Origin of the sequence: Myxococcus sp. CA040A (assembly GCF_013336725.1) — a bacterium.
GTDB lineage: Bacteria > Myxococcota > Myxococcia > Myxococcales > Myxococcaceae > Myxococcus > Myxococcus llanfairpwllgwyngyllgogerychwyrndrobwllllantysiliogogogochensis.
This window is the reverse complement of sequence record NZ_JABUMR010000001.1, coordinates 340,820-364,058: the sequence shown is the minus strand read 5'-3', so window position 1 is coordinate 364,058 and position 23,239 is coordinate 340,820. Positions and strand designations below refer to the sequence as shown.

At 68.6% G+C, this 23,239-nt stretch carries 23 protein-coding genes; 12 read left to right on the top strand and 11 right to left on the bottom strand.

What is annotated here, in order from left to right:
* The first annotated feature begins 135 nt into the window (after positions 1-135).
* The gene (locus HUA75_RS01575; RefSeq protein WP_174457512.1) at positions 136-549 is read left to right on the top strand and encodes a response regulator; all 414 of its coding nucleotides are present in this window, start codon (positions 136-138) and stop codon (positions 547-549) included.
* Between the two features lie 6 nt (positions 550-555).
* On the opposite strand, the gene uraH is transcribed toward HUA75_RS01575, so the two are convergent.
* From uraH to HUA75_RS01550, 5 genes are read right to left on the bottom strand one after another with little or no spacing between them, the layout of a single operon-like run.
* Positions 556-900: a hydroxyisourate hydrolase gene (gene uraH, locus HUA75_RS01570; protein WP_174457513.1), complete on the bottom strand. Its 345-nt coding sequence runs from the start codon at positions 898-900 to the stop codon at positions 556-558.
* Entirely contained in the window at positions 897-1,406 is a 510-nt protein-coding gene (uraD, locus tag HUA75_RS01565; protein WP_174485360.1) for a 2-oxo-4-hydroxy-4-carboxy-5-ureidoimidazoline decarboxylase, read from the bottom strand. The genes uraH and uraD overlap by 4 nt, the downstream gene beginning before the upstream one ends.
* Positions 1,403-2,425, bottom strand: a complete 1,023-nt coding sequence (alc, locus tag HUA75_RS01560) for an allantoicase (protein ID WP_141640737.1) — start codon at positions 2,423-2,425, stop codon at positions 1,403-1,405. Before alc ends, uraD begins: the two co-directional genes overlap by 4 nt.
* 21 nt (positions 2,426-2,446) lie before the next feature.
* Entirely contained in the window at positions 2,447-3,814 is a 1,368-nt protein-coding gene (gene allB, locus HUA75_RS01555; RefSeq protein ID WP_174485359.1) for an allantoinase AllB, read from the bottom strand.
* Complete coding sequence (locus HUA75_RS01550) at positions 3,811-5,256, bottom strand: FAD-dependent oxidoreductase (RefSeq protein WP_174485358.1); 1,446 nt, start codon at positions 5,254-5,256, stop codon at positions 3,811-3,813. The genes allB and HUA75_RS01550 overlap by 4 nt, the downstream gene beginning before the upstream one ends.
* A 215-nt stretch (positions 5,257-5,471) precedes the next feature.
* On the opposite strand from HUA75_RS01550, the gene pruA reads away from it, so the two are divergent.
* Both pruA and HUA75_RS01540 read left to right on the top strand, forming a co-directional pair.
* Positions 5,472-7,127: an L-glutamate gamma-semialdehyde dehydrogenase gene (gene pruA / locus HUA75_RS01545; RefSeq protein WP_141640760.1), complete on the top strand. Its 1,656-nt coding sequence runs from the start codon at positions 5,472-5,474 to the stop codon at positions 7,125-7,127.
* A gap of 6 nt (positions 7,128-7,133) precedes the next feature.
* Positions 7,134-7,982 (top strand): aldose epimerase, encoded by an 849-nt coding sequence (locus HUA75_RS01540; RefSeq protein WP_174485357.1) that lies wholly within the window; start codon positions 7,134-7,136, stop codon positions 7,980-7,982.
* 111 nt (positions 7,983-8,093) lie between these two features.
* Here HUA75_RS01540 and HUA75_RS01535 read toward each other — a convergent pair whose 3' ends face one another.
* Positions 8,094-9,026 (bottom strand): LysR family transcriptional regulator, encoded by a 933-nt coding sequence (locus tag HUA75_RS01535; protein ID WP_141640741.1) that lies wholly within the window; start codon positions 9,024-9,026, stop codon positions 8,094-8,096.
* An 82-nt stretch (positions 9,027-9,108) separates the two neighbouring features.
* Here HUA75_RS01535 and HUA75_RS01530 point away from each other — a divergent pair, with 82 nt between their 5' ends.
* Genes HUA75_RS01530 through HUA75_RS01515 form a run of 4 tightly spaced genes read left to right on the top strand, consistent with a single transcriptional unit; the run spans position 9,109 to position 12,883 of the window.
* Complete coding sequence (locus tag HUA75_RS01530) at positions 9,109-10,344, top strand: acyl-CoA dehydrogenase family protein (RefSeq protein WP_371745502.1); 1,236 nt, start codon at positions 9,109-9,111, stop codon at positions 10,342-10,344.
* 6 nt (positions 10,345-10,350) lie between these two features.
* Positions 10,351-11,436, top strand: a complete 1,086-nt coding sequence (locus HUA75_RS01525; protein WP_174485356.1) for a phosphotransferase family protein — start codon at positions 10,351-10,353, stop codon at positions 11,434-11,436.
* On the top strand, positions 11,436-12,125 hold the full coding sequence (locus HUA75_RS01520) for a histidine phosphatase family protein (RefSeq protein WP_174463250.1): 690 nt from the start codon (positions 11,436-11,438) through the stop codon (positions 12,123-12,125). Before HUA75_RS01525 ends, HUA75_RS01520 begins: the two co-directional genes overlap by 1 nt.
* An 11-nt stretch (positions 12,126-12,136) precedes the next feature.
* On the top strand, positions 12,137-12,883 hold the full coding sequence (locus HUA75_RS01515) for an SDR family oxidoreductase (RefSeq protein WP_174457521.1): 747 nt from the start codon (positions 12,137-12,139) through the stop codon (positions 12,881-12,883).
* Positions 12,884-13,011: 128 nt separating this feature from the next.
* Here the strand turns inward: HUA75_RS01515 and HUA75_RS01510 are convergent, their stop codons facing one another.
* A complete protein-coding gene (locus HUA75_RS01510; protein ID WP_174485355.1) occupies positions 13,012-13,743 on the bottom strand; it encodes a dienelactone hydrolase family protein in 732 nt (243 codons plus the stop codon).
* Positions 13,744-13,859: 116 nt separating this feature from the next.
* Positions 13,860-14,684, bottom strand: a complete 825-nt coding sequence (locus HUA75_RS01505; protein ID WP_174485354.1) for a helix-turn-helix domain-containing protein — start codon at positions 14,682-14,684, stop codon at positions 13,860-13,862.
* A gap of 258 nt (positions 14,685-14,942) precedes the next feature.
* Here HUA75_RS01505 and HUA75_RS01500 point away from each other — a divergent pair, with 258 nt between their 5' ends.
* From HUA75_RS01500 to HUA75_RS01490, 3 genes are read left to right on the top strand one after another with little or no spacing between them, the layout of a single operon-like run.
* The gene (locus HUA75_RS01500; protein ID WP_174485353.1) at positions 14,943-15,332 is read left to right on the top strand and encodes a hypothetical protein; all 390 of its coding nucleotides are present in this window, start codon (positions 14,943-14,945) and stop codon (positions 15,330-15,332) included.
* 20 nt (positions 15,333-15,352) lie between these two features.
* The gene (locus HUA75_RS01495) at positions 15,353-16,933 is read left to right on the top strand and encodes a hypothetical protein (protein WP_174485352.1); all 1,581 of its coding nucleotides are present in this window, start codon (positions 15,353-15,355) and stop codon (positions 16,931-16,933) included.
* A gap of 31 nt (positions 16,934-16,964) precedes the next feature.
* Complete coding sequence (locus tag HUA75_RS01490) at positions 16,965-17,489, top strand: hypothetical protein (RefSeq protein WP_174485351.1); 525 nt, start codon at positions 16,965-16,967, stop codon at positions 17,487-17,489.
* A gap of 12 nt (positions 17,490-17,501) precedes the next feature.
* Here HUA75_RS01490 and HUA75_RS01485 read toward each other — a convergent pair whose 3' ends face one another.
* On the bottom strand, positions 17,502-18,392 hold the full coding sequence (locus HUA75_RS01485) for a bifunctional transcriptional activator/DNA repair enzyme AdaA (RefSeq protein WP_174485350.1): 891 nt from the start codon (positions 18,390-18,392) through the stop codon (positions 17,502-17,504).
* Between the two features lie 136 nt (positions 18,393-18,528).
* Between HUA75_RS01485 and HUA75_RS01480 the strand changes: the two genes are divergently transcribed.
* Both HUA75_RS01480 and HUA75_RS01475 read left to right on the top strand, forming a co-directional pair.
* Positions 18,529-19,197 carry a glutathione S-transferase family protein gene (locus HUA75_RS01480; RefSeq protein ID WP_217445889.1) on the top strand — a complete coding sequence of 223 codons (669 nt, stop codon included), beginning with the start codon at positions 18,529-18,531 and terminating at the stop codon, positions 19,195-19,197.
* Between the two features lie 396 nt (positions 19,198-19,593).
* Positions 19,594-20,907: an alpha/beta fold hydrolase gene (locus HUA75_RS01475; RefSeq protein WP_174485349.1), complete on the top strand. Its 1,314-nt coding sequence runs from the start codon at positions 19,594-19,596 to the stop codon at positions 20,905-20,907.
* A gap of 9 nt (positions 20,908-20,916) precedes the next feature.
* Here HUA75_RS01475 and HUA75_RS01470 read toward each other — a convergent pair whose 3' ends face one another.
* A complete protein-coding gene (locus HUA75_RS01470; RefSeq protein ID WP_174485348.1) occupies positions 20,917-22,008 on the bottom strand; it encodes a TrkA family potassium uptake protein in 1,092 nt (363 codons plus the stop codon).
* A gap of 14 nt (positions 22,009-22,022) precedes the next feature.
* Positions 22,023-23,228 carry a twin-arginine translocase subunit TatC gene (locus HUA75_RS01465; protein WP_174457530.1) on the bottom strand — a complete coding sequence of 402 codons (1,206 nt, stop codon included), beginning with the start codon at positions 23,226-23,228 and terminating at the stop codon, positions 22,023-22,025.
* Positions 23,229-23,239: the final 11 nt, after the last annotated feature.

The following is a 23,239-nucleotide window of genomic DNA, read 5'->3' as shown; positions in this document are numbered from 1 at the left end:
CCGTCGGCATCCACCTTGTACCTGGGTCTGGGGGTGAGGGAGGACCCCTTGCTACGGCGGGCGCCGAGCGGTGATGCTCCACCCGAGGCCGTCTCCCACGGGGCCCGATACCATCACCGGAGGAGCCCGAGCATCGTGAAGCCCAAGGTCCTCATCGTCGAAAACTCCTGGACGATGCGCGAGACGCTGCGCCTCCTGCTGTCCGGCGACTTCGACTGCGCCGTGGCGGCCAATGGCGAGGCCGGGCTGGCGTTGGCGTTGAGCCAGCCGCCGGACCTGCTCCTCTCGGATGTGAACATGGAGGGCATGGACGGCTACGAGCTGTGCCGCCGCTGCCGCCAGGAGCCCACGCTCCAGCACATCCCCGTCGTCTTCGTCAGTGGCTACGCGCCCCGCTCGGACAGCGACCCGAGCCTGCCCGTGCCCGACGCGTATCTCGTCAAGCCCGTGAAGCCGGCGCTGCTCATCGCCGAAATCCACGCCCTGCTGCGGCGCGGAAGCAGCCCCGTCCAGGCCGCTGCCTCCGCGCAGGCCGCCAACAAGGCCTGAAGCCCCTCAGCTCCCCCGGTACGTGGAGTAGCCGAAGGGGCTGAGCAGCAAGGGCACGTGGTAGTGCTCGTCGGGCGCGGCCAGCTCGAACACCACCGACACCGACGGGTAGAACCCCTTCACGCCGAGCAAGCGGAAGTACGTCCCGGTGTCGAACGACATCCGGTAGACGCCGGGCTCGACGCGCGCGCCGGCGGGCAGGAAGTCGCGCACGCGGCCATCGTCATTGGTGACGCCGCGAGCCAGCTCCTTCCACTCGCCGGAGGACACCTGGACTTCCAGGGCAATGGGGACACCAGCGGCCGGACGGCCGCGGTGCGTGTCGAGGACATGGGTGGAAAGTGTGCTCATGACGCCAGCAGCTTCTCCAATCGGATGCGGGTGATTTTCGCCTGCTCGCCAGCGGCGATGCGCAGCTCCTCGTCCGGAGGATTGCCCAGGCGCGCGCGCAAAAGCCCCAGCATCTCCTCCGCGCTCTTGCCCGTCGCGCAGACCAGGAAGATGAAGCCGAAGCGCTCCTCGTAGGCCTTGTTCCCGTCAGCCAGGCCCTGAATCACCGCCTCTGCGGCGCCGTTCACCCCGCCCTGCTCCTGCGAGGACCAGGTGGCGGTGGACGCGAACTTCGCGCGCAGCAAGGACACATCCCCGATGCGCGGGTGGTGCTTGAAGGCCTCCTGCCAGTCGTCGGGCCCCGTCTGCTCCCACAACCACCCGGCCTCCGACAACACGTGCTCCACGTCACGGAAGGGCCGCGCGCGCACCATGGCCTCCACCCAGCGCGAGGAGCCACAGCAGCGCAAGAGTTCCTCCCTGGCCGCCTCGGGGGCCAGCGTGTTGAGCCGGTGCAGCGCGCTCATGCCGGCCGCCCGTGGACGCGCAGCCGGCTGACACCACCGTCGGGGAAGATTTTCAGCCGCACGTGGGTGAAGGGCCCCTTCGCCTTCAGCTCGGACTCGAAGTCATGCCGGTGGTCCGCCTGCAGCTTCGTGCGCGGTAGCAGCTCCGTCCAGACGAGGTCATGCGCGTTGGCGAAGTCCACCACCGGCTCGCGCAGAGTGATGCCCTCCAGGGACGCGCTCTCCGGGAAGTTGCCCTTGTAGTGCGCGGTGTCCACCTCCACGCGCTCCACGGAGCCGGGCACGGCCAGCTTCACCACAATCCAGTCGAAGCCCGGCAGCAGGCGCTTGCGGCGCGTCTCCCAGCCCTCGCCCATGTTCGCGGCGCGGCCCGGCAGGATGAGGTTGTCCTTCGGCCCGAAGAAGGCGTCGTTGCACGCGGACACCGTGCCGCCGTTCTCCGCCGCCGCCAGGTCGACCGAGCCATTCGCATGCGTCAGCCGCGTCAGGTCCGGCCGCACCTCGCCATGGACGCGAAAACGCGCCACGCCGCCGTCCGGGTAGATGTTGAGGCGCAGGTGCGTCCAGCGCTGCTCGCTCAGGATGGGGAAGAGGTTGCGCGAGCCGCCCTGCAGCCGGAGCTGAGGAAGGATGCGCGTCCACTTCGCGTCCACCAGCGACTGCGCGGAGGGCGAGCCTTCGACCTCCAGCGCGTCCACGGAGGCGTACTCGGGGAAGTTGCCCACGAAGTGGTTGGTGTCGACGTCCACGCCGCGCAGCACGCCGGGCAGGCCGAGCTGGAGGATGCACCAGTCGTGGCCGGGCACGCGCTTGCGGCGCGACTCCCAGCCGTCCATCCACTTGCCCTGCTCGGTGTACTTGTCGGGGATGAAGACGCCCCGGCCGGGCTTGAGCAGGTTCTCCTTGCCGGCGAAGAACTCGTCACTGGCCAGCAGGGCCTTGCCGCCAACCTTCTCCGCGGCCAAATCGATGAGCTCGGTGAAGCCGACGCGCAGCTTCCCCTCTTCCGGTGCATGCATGGTGTGTACTCTCCAGAGGCTTCAAGCGGCGATGCGCGCCGAGGACGGGCGACGCACCCAGGTTCCACTCGGGCGAGGGAACGGCTGTCCTCGCTCGTAGATTTTCATCCCGCGCAGGAACGTCGTCTCCACCACGCCCGAGAGCGTGCGGCCCGCGTACGGCGTCAGGGGATGACGGTGCTGGAGCCGCGTGGGCTCCACGATGAAGGTGGCCTCGGGGTCGAACACCAGCAGGTCCGCGTCCGCGCCGGGCGCGAGCGTCCCCTTCGTGCCGTGCAGTCCCACAAGCTTCGCCGGGGCTTCACACATCCAGCGCGCCAGCGTCTCCAGGCCATGTCCTCGCTTGCGCGCCTCCGTCCACACGGCCGACAGGCTGAGCTGGAGCGACGCGATTCCGCCCCACGCCGCGCTGAAGTCGCCACGCTCCAGGAGCTTCAGCGCCGGCGTGCAGGGCGAGTGGTCCGACACGACCAGCTCGATGTCGCCCCGCGCCAGCCCGGCCCAGAGCCGCTCACGGTTCTCAGCCTCGCGGATGGGTGGCGCGCACTTGAAGTGCGTCGCCCCGTCTTCGATTTCCTCGGCGGTGAAGCTGAGGTAGTGCGGACACGTCTCCACCGAGACATCCAGACCCTCCCGGCGCGCGTCCGCCAGCAACGGCAGCGCATCCGCCGACGACAGATGGACGATGTGGACCCGGCAGCGGTGCTGACGCGCCAGCTCCACCATCATCCGGATGGCATCCTGCTCCCAGCGTCGAGGCCGGGACTCCAGATAGGCGCGGTACGTGCGAGGCCCCCCCGCGTCCGCCTCCGCCAGCGGAGACTCCAGCTCGGCGTGGACGATGAGCGGAATGCCCCGCCGCGCGAGAATCGGCATCGCCACGTCGAGCACCGCGCGGTCCGCCGGGGGAAACTCGTCCACGCCGGAGGGACACAGGAAGCACTTGAAGCCCGCGACCCCCGCGTCGATGAGCGCCTCCAGTTCGTTCGCGTTGCCCGGAATCACGCCGCCCCAGAAGCCGTGGTCCACCTGACTGGACTCACGCGCGGCGCTCGCCTTGAGCTTCAGCGCCTCCAGCGTGGTGGTGGGCGGCAGCGAGTTGAGTGGCATGTCCACGACGGTGGTGATGCCTCCGGCCGCCGCGGCGCGCGTGGCCGTCGCGAAGCCTTCCCACTCCGTGCGGCCGGGCTCGTTGATGTGCGCGTGGCAGTCCACCACGCCGGGCATCACCACGTGGTTGCCCACGTCCGTCACCGTCAGGGCCCCGAGGGCCTCTCCCGGCCCCGCCACCTTCTCCACCCGTCCGTCCTTCACCACCACCACGGCCTCGCGCATCCCTCCCGCCGCGAGGACGCGACGGCTGCGCAGCCCGAACTCACCACCGCTCATGGTTCGAATTCCTTCTCGTCGAAGCACTCCAGGGCGCTGAAGAACGCGTCCCGGTCATCCACGTAGAGCTGCCGCGTCACGCCCGCCGTCAGTCGAGGCAGGCTGTACTTCATGCCAGAGATGCTCGCGCCACCGAAGCCCAGCGAGAGCAGACACCCGAAGGTGTAGTTGAAGATGGACGCCAGATGCGGCGCGCGGCCCGGGTGCTTCTCCTGCAACTCGAAGCCGGGCCCCAGGTACGGATGACGCAGCAGGTCCGTGTGCGCCTGGCCCGAGGGCGGCGTGAAGCGGTCCTTCCAGAGCGCGATGTCCTGGTGCAGGTTCGCCAGCTCCGGCCGCAGCGAGAGGTCCGTCACGGTGCCGCTGCCGACGATGAGCTTGTCGAAGGTGTAGTGCCCCTGCGGCGTGGTGACGCGGACCTGTCCGTCCACTTCCTCGGCGCCCACCCACGGGCTCTCCGCGTGCAGGTGGAACTGGGGATACGCGCGGGCGCGGCGGTACGTGTCGGCGGGAGGCAGTTGCCCCATCTCGAAGATGCGGTGGATGAAGCGCCACTTGTCCGCGTCCGGCAGGTCCGCGTGGTGCTTGAGGAAGCCGACGAACTCCGCCCAGCGATACGGGTTGACGGTGGGCAGCGTCTTGCGCCGGTAGAAGAGGTGCACCTCGCCCGCGCCGTGCTCCAGCGCGACGGAGGCGTTGTCGAACGCGGAGGCCCCCGCGCCGAGCACGCCCAGCTTGCGCCCCCGGAGCGCCTCGAAGTCGATGTCCTCGCGCGTCTGCGCGTACAACTCGCGCGGCAGCCCCGCCACCACCGCCGGGACTTCCCAGCGTCCCGAGCCGTCGATGCCCGTGGCCAGCACGATTTTTCGCGCAGGGAGCACCTCGACCTGCCCGGTGCGCACGTCCTCCAGCGGCACCTGGAAGCAGTCGTCCTCCGCGCTCCACGTCAGCGCACCCGCGCGCGAGCGGCAGCGCACGGGGATGCCCAGCGTGCGCCGATACCACCCGAGGAAGTCCGCCCACAGCTCCTTCGGGATACGCTCCAGGGACGTCCAGGCGGCCTCGCCGTACTGGGCCTCGAACCAGGACTGGAAGCAGAGGTTGGGGAGGTTGTGGTCGGGGCCGGTGAGGTGCTTGGGCGTGCGCAGCGTGTGCATGCGCGCGAAGGTCTTCCACGGCCCGGCGAGGTCCTGCTCTCCGTCATCGACGACGAGCAGGTTCGTCACCTTCTCGCGCATCAACCCGAAGGCGGCGGTGAGGCCGCTCTGCCCTCCGCCGATGATGAGGACATCCAGCACGGCCTGCCCTGCGCGGGTGCGTCGGGGGAGCACCCAGGAGCGCCGGGGATACTCCAGCCGCTCGAGGTCCTTCCGGAGCGCCTCTTCCAGGGCGACGAGGCCAGGAACAGGCGGCATCACGGGGCTCGGGGGCGGGATGCGCATGCCCCATCGTAACCGCGCGCTGTGTCGCGCGGTCAATGTGCCCCCCTCGCGCGGTATGAGCCGCCAGGCGGGGTGGTGGGAAATACCCGGCCTGCCTGGGGGTTGACAGCGGGTGTCCGGGCGCTGACGACGGCCCGCTTCCACGCTTCCCCGGTGGAGCGGGTTGGTTAATGCTCGCCCGCCCTTTTTCTTCGCCCCGTCCCGAGGTCTTCCGCGTGATCAACGCCATCCCCCGCGTCCCGGCTCCCCGAAACGAGCCCATCCTGCCCTACGCGCCCGGTGCTCCCGAGCGCCGTGAACTCCAGGCCACGCTCAAGCGCATGGCCGGTGAGCAGATTGACATCCCGCTGCTCATCGGCGGCAAGCAGGTGCGCAGCGGCAAGACGGACACCGTCCGCATGCCGCACCGGCACTCGCATGTGCTGGCCACGCTGCACGAGGCGGACGCCAGCCACGTGGAGCAGGCCATCCAGGCCGCCCTGGCCGTGAAGGAGGACTGGGCGCGCATGTCGTTCACCTCGCGCGCCGCCATCTTCCTGCGCGCCGCGGAGCTGCTCGCCACGCGCTACCGCCCGCTCATCAACGCGTCCACCATGCTGGGTCAGTCCAAGACGGCCCACCAGGCGGAGATCGACGCGGCGTGCGAGGCCATCGACTTCCTGCGCTACAACGTCCACTTCGCCGAGCAGATTCTCGCCATCCAGCCGGAGTCCTCGCCGCAGACGTGGAACATGCTGGACTACCGTCCGCTGGACGGCTTCGTGTTCGCGGTGGCGCCGTTCAACTTCACGTCCATCGCGATGAACCTCTGCACCGCGCCCGCCATCATGGGCAACGTGGTGCTGTTCAAGCCGTCCTCCACGGCCGCGCTGAGCGCCTGGTACTTCATGGAGCTGCTGCGCGAGGCGGGCCTGCCCGACGGCGTCATCAACATGCTCAACGGCGACGGCCCCACGGTGGGCAATCCGACGTTGGCGAGCCCGCATCTGGGCGGCATCCACTTCACCGGCTCCACGCCGACGTTCAACTCCATGTGGAAGACGGTGGGAGAGAACATCGGCAGGTACAAGCAGTACCCGCGACTGGTGGGAGAGACGGGCGGCAAGGACTTCATCGTGGCGCACGCGTCGGCGGCGGACGACGTGGACGCGCTCGCGGTGGCCATCGTCCGGGGCGGCTTCGAGTACCAGGGGCAGAAGTGCTCGGCGGCCAGCCGCGTCTACGTGCCCGAGTCCCTGTGGCCCAAGCTCAAGTCCCGCCTCCAGGGGCTCATCGGCGACATCCGCATGGGCGACGTGACGGACTTCCGCAACTTCATGGGCGCCGTCATCGACGAGAAGTCCTTCAAGAAGGTCTCCTCGTACATCGACCTGGCGAAGCAGGACGGCGAGGCGAGCATCGTTGCGGGCGGCGAGGCGGACCGGAAGGAAGGCTGGTTCGTCAAGCCCACGCTGGTGCAGCTCACCAACCCGCGTCACCGCATCCTGCGCGAGGAAATCTTCGCGCCGCTGGTCGGCGTGTATGTGTATCCCGACGCGAAGTACGTGGAGACGCTGCGCGAGGTGGACCAGAGCGCGACGTACGCGCTGACGGGCGCCATCTTCGGCCGTGACAGGAAGGCCATCGACACGGCGATGAGCGAGCTGCGCCACGCCGCGGGCAACATCTACATCAACGACAAGCCCACGGGCGCGGTGGTGGGCCAGCAGCCCTTCGGCGGCTCGCGCGCGTCGGGCACCAACGACAAGGCGGGCTCGCTGCTCAACCTCATCCGGTGGACCAGCCCTCGCACGGTGAAGGAGAACTTCGCGCCGCCCGTGAAGGTGCCGTATCCCTTCATGGACAGCGACCCCCACGATGGGGGTATCTAGGCTCGTATGAGCCGAGTGTTCCCCGGCATCGCCGGGTTGGAGACGTACGCGTTGGTGGACGGTGGGTGCCGCGTGGAGGTGATTCCTTCACGCGGGGCCCTCGTCTCGAGGATGACGGTGGACGGCGACGAGGTGCTCTACCTCGACGAGGCCACCGTGGCGGACCCGGCGAAGAACGTGCGCGGTGGCATCCCCGTGCTGTTCCCCATCGCCGGGCCCCTTCCGGGTGACACGTACCCGGCGGACCGCAAGTCCTTCACGATGTCGCAGCACGGCTTCGCGCGCAGGCTGCCGTGGACCGTGCGCCAGGCGGAGGACTCGCTGCTGGTGCTGGGGCTGTCCTCCACCGAGGAGACGCTGCGCCAGTTCCCGTGGGCCTTCGACGCGCAGCTCACCTTCTCCCTGGTGGGCACGCGGCTCACGTTGGACTTCGACGTGGAGAACCGCGACACGCGTCCCCTGCCCCTGCACCTGGGCTTCCATCCGTACTTCCGGGTGCCGGACGCGGCGAAGGCCGTGGCCACGGTGGACACGGACGCGACACACGCGTGGGACAACCGGAACAAGCTCGAGGTGCCCTTCACCGGGTTCGACCTGACGCTGGACGAGGTGGACCTGCACCTGAGGGACCACTCGGGCCCGGGGACGATTCTGGGACGTGGACCGGGCTCGCGGCCCGTGCACCTGTCGTGGAGCCCGGAGTTCAAGATGCTGGTGGTGTGGACCCTGCGCGGCAAGGACTTCGTCTGTGTGGAGCCGTGGACGGCCGCCGCCGGAGCACTGGCCACCGGTGAGGGCCTGTTGCACGTGGAGCCCGGTGAGCGCGCGTCGCTCGCGTTCGACATCGAGGCGTGACGGACTGACCCTGGAGGCCATGGCCCCCCGGGCGCTCGACCCAGGGGGAATGTGCCGCGTGCATGGGACGAACCCGAGACCCGCGCTCACGAATCCAGACACCCGGAAGCACTATCTTCGCGAGGCGCCCATCAGTCCCTTCGCCAGGGATTGAAGCTCCGCTCGCAACCACTGACTGCGCGGTTCGCTGTCCTCGGAGCGGTGCCAGTACAGGTGCAGCTCCAGTCGGGGCAGCGCGAGCGGCATGGGCAACAGGTGGTTGTCCAACTCCGCGTTGATCTCCTCCGCGCGGCGCCGGGGCATCGTCAACATCAAGTCCGAGCCGGACACGATGCGGCAGGCCGTCTCGTAGTGCCGGCAGCGCACCGTCACCTCGCGCTGGTATCCCAGACGGCTGAGCACCAGGTCCTCCACCGCCAACCCCGTGCGCCGCGAGGACACCGTGACATGTCGCGCGCCCATGTACGCCGTCACGTCCAGCCGCCTGCGCTTGCGGCTCACCACGCAGAACGCGTCGTGGGTAAAGGCCGTGTGCCTCAACTGGGCGCTGGTGGGTTGCTCCACGTCGATGGCCAGGTCCAACTTGCCGGAGGCGAGGTCTCGCTCCAGCCGCGTCCGCTCCAACCGAACACTGCTGATGCGTGCCTTGGGACTGTGCTCCCGGAGCCGAGCCACGAGCCGGGGGACAATGGACGGCTCCAGCATGTCGCTCATCGCCAGCGTGAAGGTACCCACGTCCCGAGTGGGCTCGAAGCCCCGGGTGTGATGCACCGCCTGCTGCAGCAGGGCCAGCGCTTCGCGAATCTCCGGGGCCAGTCGCTCCGCCAGCGGCGTAGGCGCCACCCCGCGTCCCTCGCGGACAAACAAGGGCGCCCCCAGTTGCTCGCGCAGACGGGTCAGCGCATGGCTCACCGCGGACTGGCTGAGGAACAGCACCTCCGCCGCGCGCGTCAGGTTGCGCTCCCGGTAGACGACGTCGAACACCCTGAAGAGGTTGAGGTCGGGGGCCCCCTGCCGTCGCGCTGAATCCTGAACTGGGCTCATGACGACACATGACCAACATTCAGTGGATTCAACAAGAGACGGGTGCCAAGGATGGCCTCCTCTCGTGAGAGGAGGCTGCACCGTGAACTTCGAGCCGAGCGCCAAAGCCAAGGACTACCTGGAGCGCGTGAAGCAGTTCATGCGCGAGCACATCGAGCCCGCCGAGGAGCGCTACTACCAGGAGGTCATGGAGGCCTCTCGTGGCGGTGACTGGAAGACCTGGCCTGTGTCCTCCGTCATGGAAGACCTCAAGGCTCGCGCCAAGGCCAAGGGACTCTGGAACCTCTTCCTCCCGGACGAGAAGCTGGCCCCGGGCCTCACCACGCTCGAATACGCCCCCATCGCCGAGGAGACCGGGCGCAGCCTGATGGCCCCCGAGGTCTTCAACTGCAATGCCCCCGACACCGGCAACATGGAGGTGCTGTGGAAGTACGGCACCCCCGCCCAGCAGGAGCGCTGGCTCAAGCCGCTGCTCGCGGGTGAAATCCGCTCGGTGTTCTGCATGACGGAGCCGGGCGTGGCCTCCTCGGACGCCACCAACATGGAGGCCACCGCCGTCGTCGAAGGCGACGAGGTCATCCTCAATGGCACCAAGTGGTGGTCCACCGGCCTGGGGCACCCCAACGCCAAGGTCACCATCTTCATGGCGCGCACGCCCGACGCCGGGGGCGACCGTCACCACCAGCACTCCATGGTGCTCGTGCCCCTGGACGCGCCGGGCGTCACCATCAAGCGCATGCTGCCCGTCTTCGGCGAGTACGACGCGCCCCACGGCCACGGCGAGGTGCGCTTCGACAACGTGCGCGTGCCGCTCTCCAACATCATCGGCGGTCCGGGCATGGGCTTCGAGATTGCCCAGGGCCGACTGGGACCCGGCCGCATCCACCACTGCATGCGCTGTGTCGGCGCGGCGGAGAGGGCGCTCGAGTTGATGATTGACCGGGGCATGAACCGCACGGCCTTCGGCAAGCCCATCATGAACCTGGGTGGCAACCGCGAGCGCGTGGCCGAGGCCCGCATCGCCATCGACCAGGCCCGCCTGCTTACGCTCTACGCCGCGTGGAAGATGGACCAGGTGGGTCCCCTGGGCGCGATGACCGAGATTTCCGCCATCAAGGTCGTCGCCCCGAGCATGCTCCAGCGCATCGTCGACGACGCCATCCAGATTCACGGCGGCGCGGGCGTCTCCAACGACACGGCGCTCGCGGGCTTCTTCGGACAGGCGCGCACGCTGCGGCTCGCGGACGGGCCGGACGAGGTGCACAAGGGCGTCATCGCCCGCATCGAGCTGGCCAAGCGCGGCTTCTCCAGGAAGTGACCCACCATGGCAACCCACGCCACGCCTTCCACTTCGCTCGACGCACCCGGCTCCATCCGCGCCGGTGAGGAGCTGAACGTCGCCGCCGTCGATGCCTGGCTCAAGCAGCAGGTACCCACGCTCGAGGGCTCGCCCACGGTGACGCAGTTCTCGGGGGGCGCGTCCAACTGGACGTACCGCCTCAAGTATCCGAACCGCGACCTCATCCTTCGCCGGCCGCCCGCCGGAACGAAGGCGAAGTCCGCGCACGACATGTCACGCGAGTTCCGCGTGCAGAAGGCGCTCAAGCCCACCTACCCGTGGGTGCCGGAGATGGTGGGCCTGTGCCAGGACTCCGCCATCATCGGCGCGGACTTCTACGTCATGGAGCGCATCGAGGGCATCATCCCTCGCGCCAACATGCCCCGGGGCATGAACCTCAGCCCCGCGGAGACGCGCAAGCTCTGCCTCAACGTCGTTGACCGGCTGCTGGAGCTGCACGCCGTGGACGCCCAGGCCGTGGGCCTGTCGTCGCTCGGCAAGGGGGCCGGCTACCCGAGGCGCCAGGTGGAGGGTTGGTCGGACCGCTACGAGAAGGCCCGGACGTGGAACGTGCCGAGCTTCAAGTACGTGCGCGCCTGGCTCAAGGACCACATCCCCGACGACGTCGCCACCTGCGTCATCCACAATGACTGGCGCTTCGACAACGTGGTGTTGGACCCGGGAGACCCCACGCATGTCATCGGCGTGCTCGACTGGGAGATGGCTACGCTGGGCGACCCGCTGATGGACCTGGGCAGCGCGCTGGCCTACTGGGTCCAGGCCGATGACGACTTCTTCATGCGCGCCACGCGGCGCCAGCCCACGCACGTGCCCGGCATGCTGCGCCGCCAGGAGGTCGTCGACTACTACCTCCAGCGCTCCGGCCTGAAGCCCGCCAACTGGACGTTCTATGAGGTCTTCGGAATCTTCCGGCTCGCCGGCATCATCCAGCAAATCTATTACCGCTATCACCACAAGCAGACGCGCAATCCGGCGTTCAAGAACTTCTGGTCGCTGGTGACGTACTTCGACTGGCGCTGCAAGCGCCTCATCCGGAAGGGTGGCCGCTGATGGGCGTCGTGTATCTCATCCGTCATGGTCAGGCGTCCTTCGGCGCGGAGAACTATGACCAGCTCTCCGAGACGGGCTACATCCAGGCGCGAGTACTCGGTGAGGCGCTCAAGCCACGGCTGACCGTGGACGCGGTCGTCACCGGCACGCTCACCCGCCACCGGCAGACGGCGGAGACGTGCCTCACCGCGATGGGCACGAGCCTCCTGCCCACGCGCACGCCGGGATTCAACGAGTTCGACCACGATGAGCTCGTGGCCCGGCACACGCCGCGCTACGCGAATCACGCGGCCCTGGCGGAGGACCTCCTGGGAGCCGCGGACCCGCGCCGGGCGTTCCAGGAACTCTTCACCCAAGCCGTGGGGCGCTGGGTCGCCGGGAAACACGACGCGGAGTACACGGAGCCCTGGCCCAAGTTCCGGGAACGCTGTGTGCGGGCGCTGGACGCGCTCATCCAGGGTCTCGGGCCGTCGAAGACGGCGCTGGTGTTCACCTCGGGCGGCCCTGTCACCGCCATCTGCCAGCACCTGCTCCAGATTCCAGATGAGCACGCGTTCCGGTTGAACTGGACGCTCGCCAACTGTGGCATCACCAAGGTCATCTACAGTGACCGGGGCCGCTACATGTCGACGCTCAACGAGCACGCCCACTTCGAGGGCCCTCAGCGCGCCCTCATCACCTACCGCTGAGGAACACCGCCATGCGCAAGAACATCCTGATTACCGGCGCCAGCTCCGGACTGGGTGAGGGCATGGCCCGCGAGTTCGCGGCGCGGGGGCGCAACCTCGCGCTGTGTGCCCGGCGCACGGACCGGCTGGAGGCGCTGCGCTCGGAGCTGCTGGCGAAGCATCCGGACCTGCACATCTCCGTGCGCGCGCTGGATGTGAACGAGCACGAGCAGGTGTTCGAGGTCTTCGAGGCGTTCGCGAAAGACCTCGGCAGCCTGGACCGCATCATCATCAACGCGGGCATCGGCGTGGGGAAACGGATTGGCACCGGGAACTTCGCCACCAACGCGAAGACGGCGCAGACGAACTTCGTGGCCGCGGTCGCGCAGTGCGAGGCGGCTGTGGGCATCCTGCGCAAGCAGGGCCAGGGACATCTGGTCACCATCTCGTCCATGAGCGCGATGCGGGGGCTGCCTCGGCATCTCACCGTGTACGCGGCGACGAAGGCGGGCCTCGCGACGCTGACGGAGGGCATCCGCGCGGAGCTGATGAACACGCCCATCAAGGTGTCGACGATTTATCCCGGCTACATCCACACGGAGCTGAACGCGGGGGCGAAGAACCTGCCTTTCGCCGTGGACTCCGCGACGGGCTCTCGTGCGCTGGTGAAGGCGATTGAGCGCGAGCCGGTGAGTGCCTACGTCCCCGGCTGGCCGTGGACCCTGGTGGGGTTCTTCCTGCGCAACCTGCCGCTCAAGCTCGTCGCCCGGATGTCCTGAGCGGACCGAGTGGGAAGTCCTTCCAGCAAGCACCGACTGAATCGCGAAGCGAGCGCCCAGGGTCGGCGAAGCAATTCCTGCCGCCGGGCTCCTCGCTCCGTGAGCCGCTCATGGCCCCACGGCAGGACCTACCGTGGCGCGGGCTCGAAGACTTCGTCGAGGAAGGTCCGCATGGCGGCCCAGGAGCGCCTCGCCGCGGCCGGGTGGTACTGGAGCCCCGCCTGGGGGTTGTGCAACCCCGGATAGGTGAAGGCGTGCATGGCGTGGCCATGGGCATGAAGCTGCCAGTCGGCTCCGGCCTCGGTCAGCTCGCGTGCCACTGCCAGCACGTCGGGAGACGGTCCGGTCGGGTCTTCCCAGCCATGGAGGATGAGGACCTTGGCGGAGATGGGCTCCTGAGGCTCGAGCCGCGGTGGCTTGAGGACACCGTGGAAGCTCACCGCGGCCTTCAGGCCCGGCACGGCGCTCCTCGCGAGGTCCAGGGCGCACAGGCCACCGAAGCAGTAGCCGATGATAGCGACCCGGTCGGCATCCACGAGGGGATGACGGAGCGCCGCTTCGAATCCCGCCACCAGCCTCCTGCGCAAGAGCGCGCGGTCCGCCATGAACGGCGCCATCAGTCGGGAGTTGTCATCGGCCACGCCGCCCCTCACGCCCTTGCCATAGACGTCCAGGGCAAAGCCCACGTAGCCGAGCGTCGCGAGCTCCTCCGCCTTCTCTCGCATCGGGGCGTTCAGCCCATCCCACGCGTGTGCGAGCAGGACGCAAGGTCGACGGGCATCGCTTCGCGAGTCCCAGGTGACGTACGCCTCACAGTCAGTCCCGCCTTCTCGATACTCGACGAACGTCCCCTGCCCCATCGCGCTGGCTCCTCTCTCATCCAGAGGAAAGACAGTCTGGAGCGCCGTCCCACGAGCGTATTGAACGAATGCGACAAGCCCCCGGCACTCGCCACGGTGGAGCGAGAGAGCATCCGTCAGAAGAAGTGGGCCAGTCCTTCGGGCGCGGCATCCCGGGCCTGGGCGAAGTACTCGGCGAGAATCGACTTCGAAGCACGTGAGTACCTTCCTGGCGTCATCCCCAGGTGGCGACGCCACTGTCGAATCTGATGGGCCTGGTCGCTGAAGCCCTGGAGCGGGTCTCCCTTCCCCGTCTGGGCCGCGTGGAGACTGGATTGAATCCGGTCGAGCCCGAGCAGCTGCTTGGGCGTGTGCCCTGCGTACAGGCTGAACCAGCGCTCGAGCTGCCGTCTGGACACAGACACCTCTCTCGCGGCCTCGTCCACGCGCGAAGTCCGCAGCAGGGTCGTCCAGGCATGCCCCAACTGGCTCACACCGACGAAGGCACGGTTCACGGACAAGCGTCGCAGCAACCAGTCATCAAGGCGCGCGGCGACACGACGTGGAGCCCACGCGGCGGCGAGGTCATCGCAGAGCCGCCGCGCGGCGCCATCCCCCAGGACGCCACCGAGTTCCAACATGTCGTCGCGGCTGTCCTTCCCCAAGGCGGGAAAGAGACGCGCGAGCCCCGGTGGTCGCAGCATCACCATCACGAAGGAGCAGCCCTCTCCGGAGCTCCAGTTCCGGGGATGACTCTGGATGCCCAGCAGCGAGGCGCGGGGCGCTCCCGCGGCGAACTCACTCGCACAGGGCCGACCGAAGTTGAGCGTCAGCACGGCGCCCGCGTGAGGCGTCGTCCGGATGGGCTTGCCCTCGTACGAACCCTCCAGGTCCTCGATGAACCAGTACCCCATCACCAGGGGAGAGAGCGCGGCATGCGGAGGAAGGGCCAGGAACGCCATGACGAAGCCGTTCCATCCTGACACCTCATGGGGTCCGACTTCACCCAAGAACGCGCCCGTCGACGGACTCCAAATACAGACAAGCCCGCGAAAATCCCCACCCTCGGCTCAACGCCATGCGGGCCACCGGAAAGGTCTTTCGCGACCCGTGCGCTACAAGCCCCCTGAGTCCTCGCCTTGACGGCGCTGTTCGGAGTCGCTGTAGAATCCCAGCATCAGGCTCCGCGAGTCGACGCGAGCTTTATTGGGGGAAAACACATGGGACTCAGGCAAGCGCTCGAGAAGCTCAATGCGGCGGTCGATGACCTCGTGACGCTGGAGGTCATCACCTACACAGGCCAGGTCAAACACGTCATCCAGAACGACAACAAAGGCAATCCTGTCATCAATTGGGACAGCCTGACGCAGAGCGCGCTGCCCAAGACAGTCAACGGCGTGACGACAGAAGCAGTCATCAAGCTGGTCGCGGCGACTCAAATCAAGTTCGACGGAGACACGAAGCTCTTCCAGACGGATGAGCAGGACATTCCCCGGCTTCAGGAGCTGCTGGACGTGCACCGCAAGTCCGTGGAGACCAGCCTCGCTGCCCGGAAGGCCGTCGTGGACTTCTTCGCCGACACCCTCAAGGAGATTGTCTCCAAGACCTGAGCCCCCGGCCGAGCTCCCACATGCCGCCTCCATCGACGACACAGGGTCATGTCGCGGCCCTGTTCAATGGCCCCCGCAGACTCTCCGCGGCGCAGGGCGTGCCGCTGAGAGCCGGTGGGGAAGAGCCCCTCGCGAACGCATTGAACCTGGAAGAGAACCTCCAGATTCTGGAGCAGCGAACGGGGCTCGTCCCGCTCTCCGCCCTGACGCCCTCGTCGCAGGGAGCCAACTACGAGCGGTACCAGCTCGTGGTGCGCGCCGTCCGTCTGCGCCTGAGCCACCTCGGCTACGCCGTGGGAGACCCCACGAGCGACAAGATGAATGCGGAGCTCCTCAAGGGGCTCAACGTCTTTCGCAGGGAAATCGGGCTGGAGGCGAGTGGCGCCACCATCGAGCAGGCCACGTGGGATGCGCTCCAGGAGTTCGTCACGCTGGAGGACCCGCTCCAGATCGACAAGTGGTACCCCGTCGGTGGAACGGCGCGTCCCGTGCTCGTGCGCGCCGTCCAGCTCCGCCTGACGACGCTGGGCCTGCGCCCCAACGTCCCCGTCGACCCGAGCGACACGAACAACCTGCGCATCCAACTCGCCCGTTTCCGCGCCGTCGCCGCCGAGCTGGGACTCATCCCCTCCAGCAACATCTCCGAACGACAGGCCATGGAGCTGGTGCTGTCTCACGATGCCCTCGTGGACAAGGTGGCGAAGGCCGCCCCTCCCGTGCGTCAGGCGCTGGAGGGACTGGCACTGTCCGAACAGAACCTCTCCGCCGCACGGCGTTTTCTCCTGCGACTCGCGCGCAACGAGCTGTGGCTGAACGGCTATCCCCTGGGCGACATTCGAGAGCCCATCACCCAGCAGAAGATGCTCAAGGCGCTGGACCTCTACTGGCGAAACAATCCGAAGCGGCCCCTCACCGTGGCCGCCATGGAGAGCGCCACCCACCAGGTCACCCCGGAGCTGTTCGAGGACTTCGCACGCCAGCAGCGCGAAGAGGATGTCTCTCGCGACGACATCCTCGGCTTCGTCCGGGCCAACGAAGCCGAGCTCCAGGACTACTGGACGAGCGAGGTCGACAACTCGGACTTCTTTCTCTGGGACGGCATCAAGCGCACCTTCAAATGGCTGAAGCGGCAGGTCGTGCGACTCGGACAGTCCCTGTCGACCATCTTCGAGGCCGTCGGTGACTTCGTCAGGACCCTGGCGCGCAATGTCTTTCGCTCACTCTTCCGCGTCGCCAACGAGGTGCTCGGCGCGGTGAGCCGGGCCGCCACGGCCTTCGTGGACGGCATCGGCATCTTCCTGGGCGGAGAGCTGCTCCCCCCCGCCCCACGGCTGAACATGGGCTGCCGGCTCAACATGGACTGCGACACCGTCCTGCTCATCGACCAGGAGGCTCCGTTGGAGGAGGCGCGAAGCCTCTTGCGGCGCCTGGAGCGGGTGACGGCCGCGCTGGGGCTGGCGGGGGCTGTCCTGTCACTGGTCATCCGACTCGTCGCGAGCGCGGCCACGGGCGTCATCGGATGGCTCACATTGATTGCCAGCCTGGTGCATTCGGCGCCCGAAATCATCGCCAAGGTCTCGGCGCTCGCGGCGCTGGGCTGAGCCCTCTCGCTGAAACAACCCAGGAGGAAACATGGTGCGTTTTCAGGTCAAGCGGCAGGTGAACATCGACGCTTCTCGCGGAGCCAGACTGCGCGAGGCCCTCGACATCCTCGAGCGCATCGTGAACTCCCAGTCGTTCCGTATCCGGGTCCTGGAGCACTCCGCCTACACCTGGAACGAAGGACTCACGAACGAGCAGATTCTCAACCGGCTCATCTGGGGGCAACCCACGCCGCCGCTGGGTGCCCTCGCCGTGCCGCGACTCGTCTTCTTCGATTACGAGCTCGTGCAGCGGCCCATCTGGAAGAAGCTGTCATCCGTTCGCGGGTGGCGCATTCCGGAAACCAACGACGTCTATACCTACGTGGACGCCTTCGACTCGATGAGCCCTTCGGAGCTGGCCTCGCATCTCGGACATGAGGTCGTTGGCCATCTCGCCGGTGAGTTCGACCATCCCTCGCGGAAGGGCCCCGAACGAGACGCATCGGTGCCCTACGCCATCGACGACTTCATCGAGGAGCTCGCGGAGAAGCTGCCGCTCGACGAAGCCGCCTAGCGCCCCGTCGACTCAAGCCAGTTCGGACCGGGCGGCCTCGACGCGGAGCTCGCCGTCCTCGTTCTCCGCCCCGTACCGCAGCGACTCCCATGCGAGCATCACCTGCTTGCGCGCGGGTCCCCAGCGGTAGTCCCCGAAGACGCCCGTCTTGCGCAGCACGCGGTGGCAGGGAATCAGCAACGCCACGGAGTTGCCTCCCACCGCCGTGCCCACCGCGCGCACCGCCTTCGGCTTGCCGATGGCCCGGGCGAGGTCCTCGTACGTCGCCACCTCTCCCGGCGCCACGCGCAGCAGCGCCTGCCACACCTGCACCTGGAACGGCGTCCCCTTCACCAGCACCGACAGCGGCGTGCGCCCACTCGGCGGCGCCTCGGGGAAGATGCGCTCCACCCACGGCGCCGTCTCCCAAATGGACTCCACGAAGGTCGCCTTCGGCCACTGCGCTCGCAGCTCCGCCAGCGCCTGCGCTTCCGACGCCCCCGTGAGGAAGTGCAGGCCGCAGATGCCCCGCTCACACACGGCAATCAGGCACTCTCCGAAGGGCGACACATGCACCCCGTGGTGCACCGTGAGCCCCTCGCCCCCGAGCTTGAACTCCCCCGGCGTCATCGCCGTCAGCGTGACGAAGAGCTCGTGCAGTCGCCCGCCCCCCGACAGCCCCACGGCGAACGACGTGTCGAGCACGCTGCGCCGCTCGGCCAGCAGCCGACGCGCCGAGCTGAGGGTGTGCACCTGGAGGAAGCGCTTCGGGCTGATGCCCGCCCAGCGGGTGAAGAGGCGCTGGAAGTGGAAGGGGCTGAGCCCCACGTGCGCCGCGACGTCGTCCAGGGACGGCTGCTCGCGCGCATGCGCATCGAGATAGAGAATCGCCTGCTCGATTCGGGCGTAGTCGCTGGTCGCCATGTCCCGGCTCCTGGCTGGAAGGTGTGTCCTCCCCTCGGTATGGCCCCCGGACCCCGCCCCTTCAACCCGGTTCTTGCGCCCTCTCGGAACGCCACGGGCCGCGAAGACCGGGGCGCTCGCCCGGGCGCAGGAGCCTATGCTGCCACCCATCAGTCCCCACCTGGAGCCCCTCGTGCGCCTCTACGACTACGCGCCTTCCGCCAACGGCTACAAACTGCGCCTCCTGCTGTCCTGGCTCGACAGGCCCTACGAGCTCGTCCCCGTGGACATCTTCGCGGGCGAGAGCCGCACGGAGGACTTCCTCCGCCACAAGAACCCCGATGGCCGCATCCCCGTCCTGGAGCCCGAACCCGGGCGCTTCCTCGCCGAATCCAACGCCATCCTCCTCTTCCTCGCCGAGGGAACCCCACTGCTCCCTCAAGACGCCTTCGAGCGCGCGCAGGTCCACCAGTGGCTCTTCTTCGAGCAGAACGCCGTGGAACCCAACATCGGCACCGCCCGCTTCTGGAAGCTCACAGGCCGAGCCCCTCGTCACCCGGAGAGCTTCCTCCTGCGCGTCGAGGCGGGCCGCAACGCCCTCAAGTCCCTGGAGCGCCACCTCCAGCACCACACCTTCCTCGTGGGCGAGCGCCCCACCGTCGCCGACATCGGCCTGTATGCCTTTACCCACCTCGCCCCTGACATAGGCCTGGACCTGGGGGACTTCCCCGCGGTGTCCGCCTGGCTCGCGCGCGTGAAGGCCCGCCCCGGCCACATCGGCGCGCTCGCGCCGCTCCCCGCGAACGCCCACGTCACGAACCCGTGAGAGGGATTCCCGCGCCGTCGTGGAATCCCACGACACCGTGGCGCTGCGAGTGTCACACGCCTCTCACGCCGCGCCCTGGCGAGGCAGGCCCGCTTGACTCGCGTGGGGCGAGCGTTTATCCCTAGCGGCGATGATGTCCCTTCTCGCCATGCGTCGAATGTCGATGACAGGTGGGCTCCCGCCCGCCCGTGTCGGCTGACGTCCATCCGACCCTGGCGAGCCACCGAGCCCACCCACCCGCGAGGGTCGGTGGGCTTCGTCGTTTCTGGCCCTCCTTCAGCGCCCTCGCTCCACCCCGTAGGAGCCGAGCGAAGCCCGTCACGCCCGAGCTGAACCTCGTTCCCTCCCGGACGCCCCCGCGCGCCCGCGACGACACCCGCTTGTCCGGAGTCTCCCTTGGCCTCCCTCCCCTGCGCGCCCACGCCGCGCCTCTTTGAAGTGACCACGCCGGACCTGACGCTGGAAGCAGGCGCCCGCCTCACGCCCCACCTCGTGCGCGGCTGGTGGTGGGGCCCCGAGGACGACCTGCCGTGGCTCCACGCACGCGCCCGGCTCCTCCCGAACGAAGAAGCCCAGGCCACCTCGCCGCGCGTCGTCCGTCGCACCCTCGCCGAGCAACACCACGCCGTCGAGCGCGCCCGCCGTCGAAGCACCACCCGCCCCTCCGCGCGAGTGCCCACCGTGTTGCTCGTGCACGCGCTCACCGGAGACATGCGCGCGGGAGGCGAAGGCGGCTGGTGGGAGCCCGTCATCGGCCCCGGCCACGCGTTGGACCCGACGCGCGTGCGGCTGTTGTGCTTCAACAACCTCGGCTCCTGCTACGGCACCACGGGCCCCGCCGACGAAGGCTTCCCCCGCCGCGCGGACGACACGCGCTTCGGCCCCGCGCCCACGCTCGCCAAGGGGGACCTCCGACAAGACGAGCAACACCTCCCCGCCACCGTCACGCCGTGGGACCAGGCCCGAAGCATCCTCCTCGCGCTCGACGCGTTGGGCATCCAGGAGGTGGACCTCGTCACCGGCGGCTCGCTGGGCGGGATGATTGTCCTCTGCCTCGCGGCCCTCGCTCCCGAGCGCTTCGCGCGCATGGCCCCCATCGCCACCGCCGAAGCCGCGTCCTCATGGGTGGTGGGCCTCAACCACGTCGCGCGGCAGGCGCTGCTCCTGGACCCCGGCTTCCCCGAGGCCCCCCACCGCGGCCTCGAGCTGGCACGACAGCTCGCGATGCTCACCTACCGCGCCGAGCCCGGACTCGAAGCCAGTCAGCAGCGTCCACCCACGTGGTCCTCCCGCGCGCTCTACCCCGTGCAGAGCTACCTGGAGCACCAGGGGCGCAAGCTGGAGGCCCGCTTCGACGCGCGCGCCTACCTCGCGCAGCTGGGCGCCATGGACCACCACGACCTCGCTCGTGCGCCGCACGGTGGGCTGGAGCGCATCCGCGCGAGCGCCCTGTGCGTGGGCATCGACAGGGACCAGCTCTTCTTCCCCGAGCACATGGAGGCCCTGGCCCAGCGACTGCGCGCGCTCGGACGCCATGCGGAGCACGCGGAGCTGTCCAGCCTGTACGGCCACGACGGCTTCCTCGTCGAGTGGGAACCCCTCACGGCCCTGCTCACTCAAGCCCTCGCGCTTCCCTCGGCGCTGGAGCACGGCGGCGCCGCGCTCGCTTCCACCAGCGCCACCCGCCCCGCGACAGCGAGGACGGTGTGACGCCGGGACTCAGCCCACCTTGCGCTGCCCCGGGAGCGGCGGCGGGTCCTGGTGGGACCAGGTGGGCGGCTCCGCCTCGCACGCGAAGGCGCGCAGGCGGCGGTACTCCGGATACGACGCCTGGATGGCCAGGATGTCACCGGGGCGGATGACCTCCTCGCCCACCGGGTGCAGCCGCTCGTGGCTGCCGCGCAGCAGCGACAGCGCCAGCCCGCCGAACCTGTCCCGGATGTCGGAGATGGTCAGGCCGGGCAGGCCCTCGCGCGCCTCGAAGTTGGACACCACCATCAGGTGCTTGCCCAGGTGGAACGAGTGGATGATGCGCGGGTCCAGGGCCGCCAGCGCCATGGCGGGCGCGGCGAGCGACGAGCTGGAGAGCGCCTCCGCCTTGAAGGTGTCACGCACCTTGCCGCTCAGGTCCTCGTCGAACAGCCGGATGACGACGCGGATGTTCGGGTTCATCCTCCGTGCATCCAGCGCGATGTTGAGGTTGGCCAGGTCATCGTCCGTCGCGCAGACGATGGCGGACGCGTCCTTCACGTTGGTGCGCGGCAGGCACAGCGGGCTGCGCGTGTCGTCGATGAGCAGCGGCACGTTCTCGTCCCGCAGCGCGGAGACGAAGGCCGCGTCCTCGCGCTTCTCCACCACCACCACGTCCTTCTCCATCTCCCTCAACTGCGCCACCACGCGGTAGCCCACCCGCCCCGCCCCGCACACCACGACGTGGCCCTTCATCGTCTCGGTGACCACTTCAATCCACTCCTTGTCGTTCTTGTGCCGGGCGAAGAAGAGGTAGGCGAAGCGCACGACGCCGTCCGCCACCAGGGCGATTCCCGCCGGGGGAATCACGACGTTCAAAAGCTCGATGAGCCAGTCGTGCACGTAGGGCAGCGACGGCTGGCCATAGAGCAGGAAGTAGACGTGGTGCAGGGCCTCACCGAAGGAAATCGGGTCCCCGTCCGCTCCCCTGTAGCGCCAATGGAACATCAAGGGCCCCACCACGAACAGGGCCACGGCCAGCCCCATCGTGGTGCGGAAGCGGCGCAGCAGCGCGCGCAGATATCGGACGTTGGCCCGGAAGTGCCGGCGGGAGCCCACCATGGTCGCGGACCCTACTACGACGCCGGGGTGATGCCCGTCTCGGCCGCGTTCCGCGCCCGCCGCCGCTCCACCAACCACACCAGCAGGACGCCCAGCTCGTAGCAGAGCAACATGGGCCCCGCCATCAGCGACAGGTTCACCACGTCACCCGTCGGGGTGATGATGGCCGCCGCGATGAGGCACACCACGAAGGCGTGGCGCTGGTACTTGAACAGCCACTTCGACTGCACCACGCCCACCACGCCGAGCAGCGCCATCACCAGCGGCAGCTCGAAGATGATGCCGAAGGCGAGGATGAGCAGCAGCACCAGCGACAGCTGCTCGTGCATCGTCAGCATGGGCCGCGTCCACCGCGCCGCCTCGTGCCGCGCCTCGCCCGCGGACAGCTCCTTCTCCAGCTTCCACAGGCCGGACAGCTCCTCGGTGCGCGTGGGCGCCACGCCCGCCAGCAGGCTCGCCGCCTCGTCCATGGCCACCGACGCCGCCGCGTAGTCCTGCTTCGCGTAGGCCGTCACCGCCACCACCTTCTTCTCCACCGCCTGCCGCAACACGCCGCGCGACTGGACGCCGTAGCCGTCCGCCGCCGCGTCCACCAGCTTGCCCAGTCCGGCCAGCCGGGACTTCAGCTCCACGGACTGCGAGGGCGCCCGCTCGGGGGCCGGTGACTGACCTTCTCCATCCGCGCGCAGCGAAGCGCTGGTCTCCTTCGCCAGCGCGCCCGCCCGCTCCGCGTCGCCCACGCGCAGGAAGCGCAGGGCGTCATCCGCGCGCAGTCGGGCCGTGTCCAGCCGCTGCTCCAACGCGAGCGTCTCCTCCTCGTTGAGGAGGAACTTGAACATGGAGGGCAGCACCGCGAAGTAGCAGAAGCACGCGCCCGCGATGAAGGCGAGCGAGCCGAACATGACGAAGGGCGCCGCGTAGCGCCGCTCCTCCGGGAAGAGGCCGGGCGAGACGAAGCCCCAGATCTGCCAGAGGATGACGGGCGTGGTGAGGAAGATGCCGCAGTACACGCCCACCTTCATCAGGACGTTCAGCTCCTCGATGCCGGACGTGTAGATGAGGGCGCGGTTGCCCTCCGGGAGCGCGTCCAGCACCGGCCGCATCAGCACGCCGAAGATGGGCTTGGCGAACAACAGCGACACCGTCCCCAGGATGAAGACGGCCAGGGTGCACTTGAAGAGGCGCCCGCGGAGCTCCGACAGGTGCTCCATCAAGCTCATCCGCAGGTCGG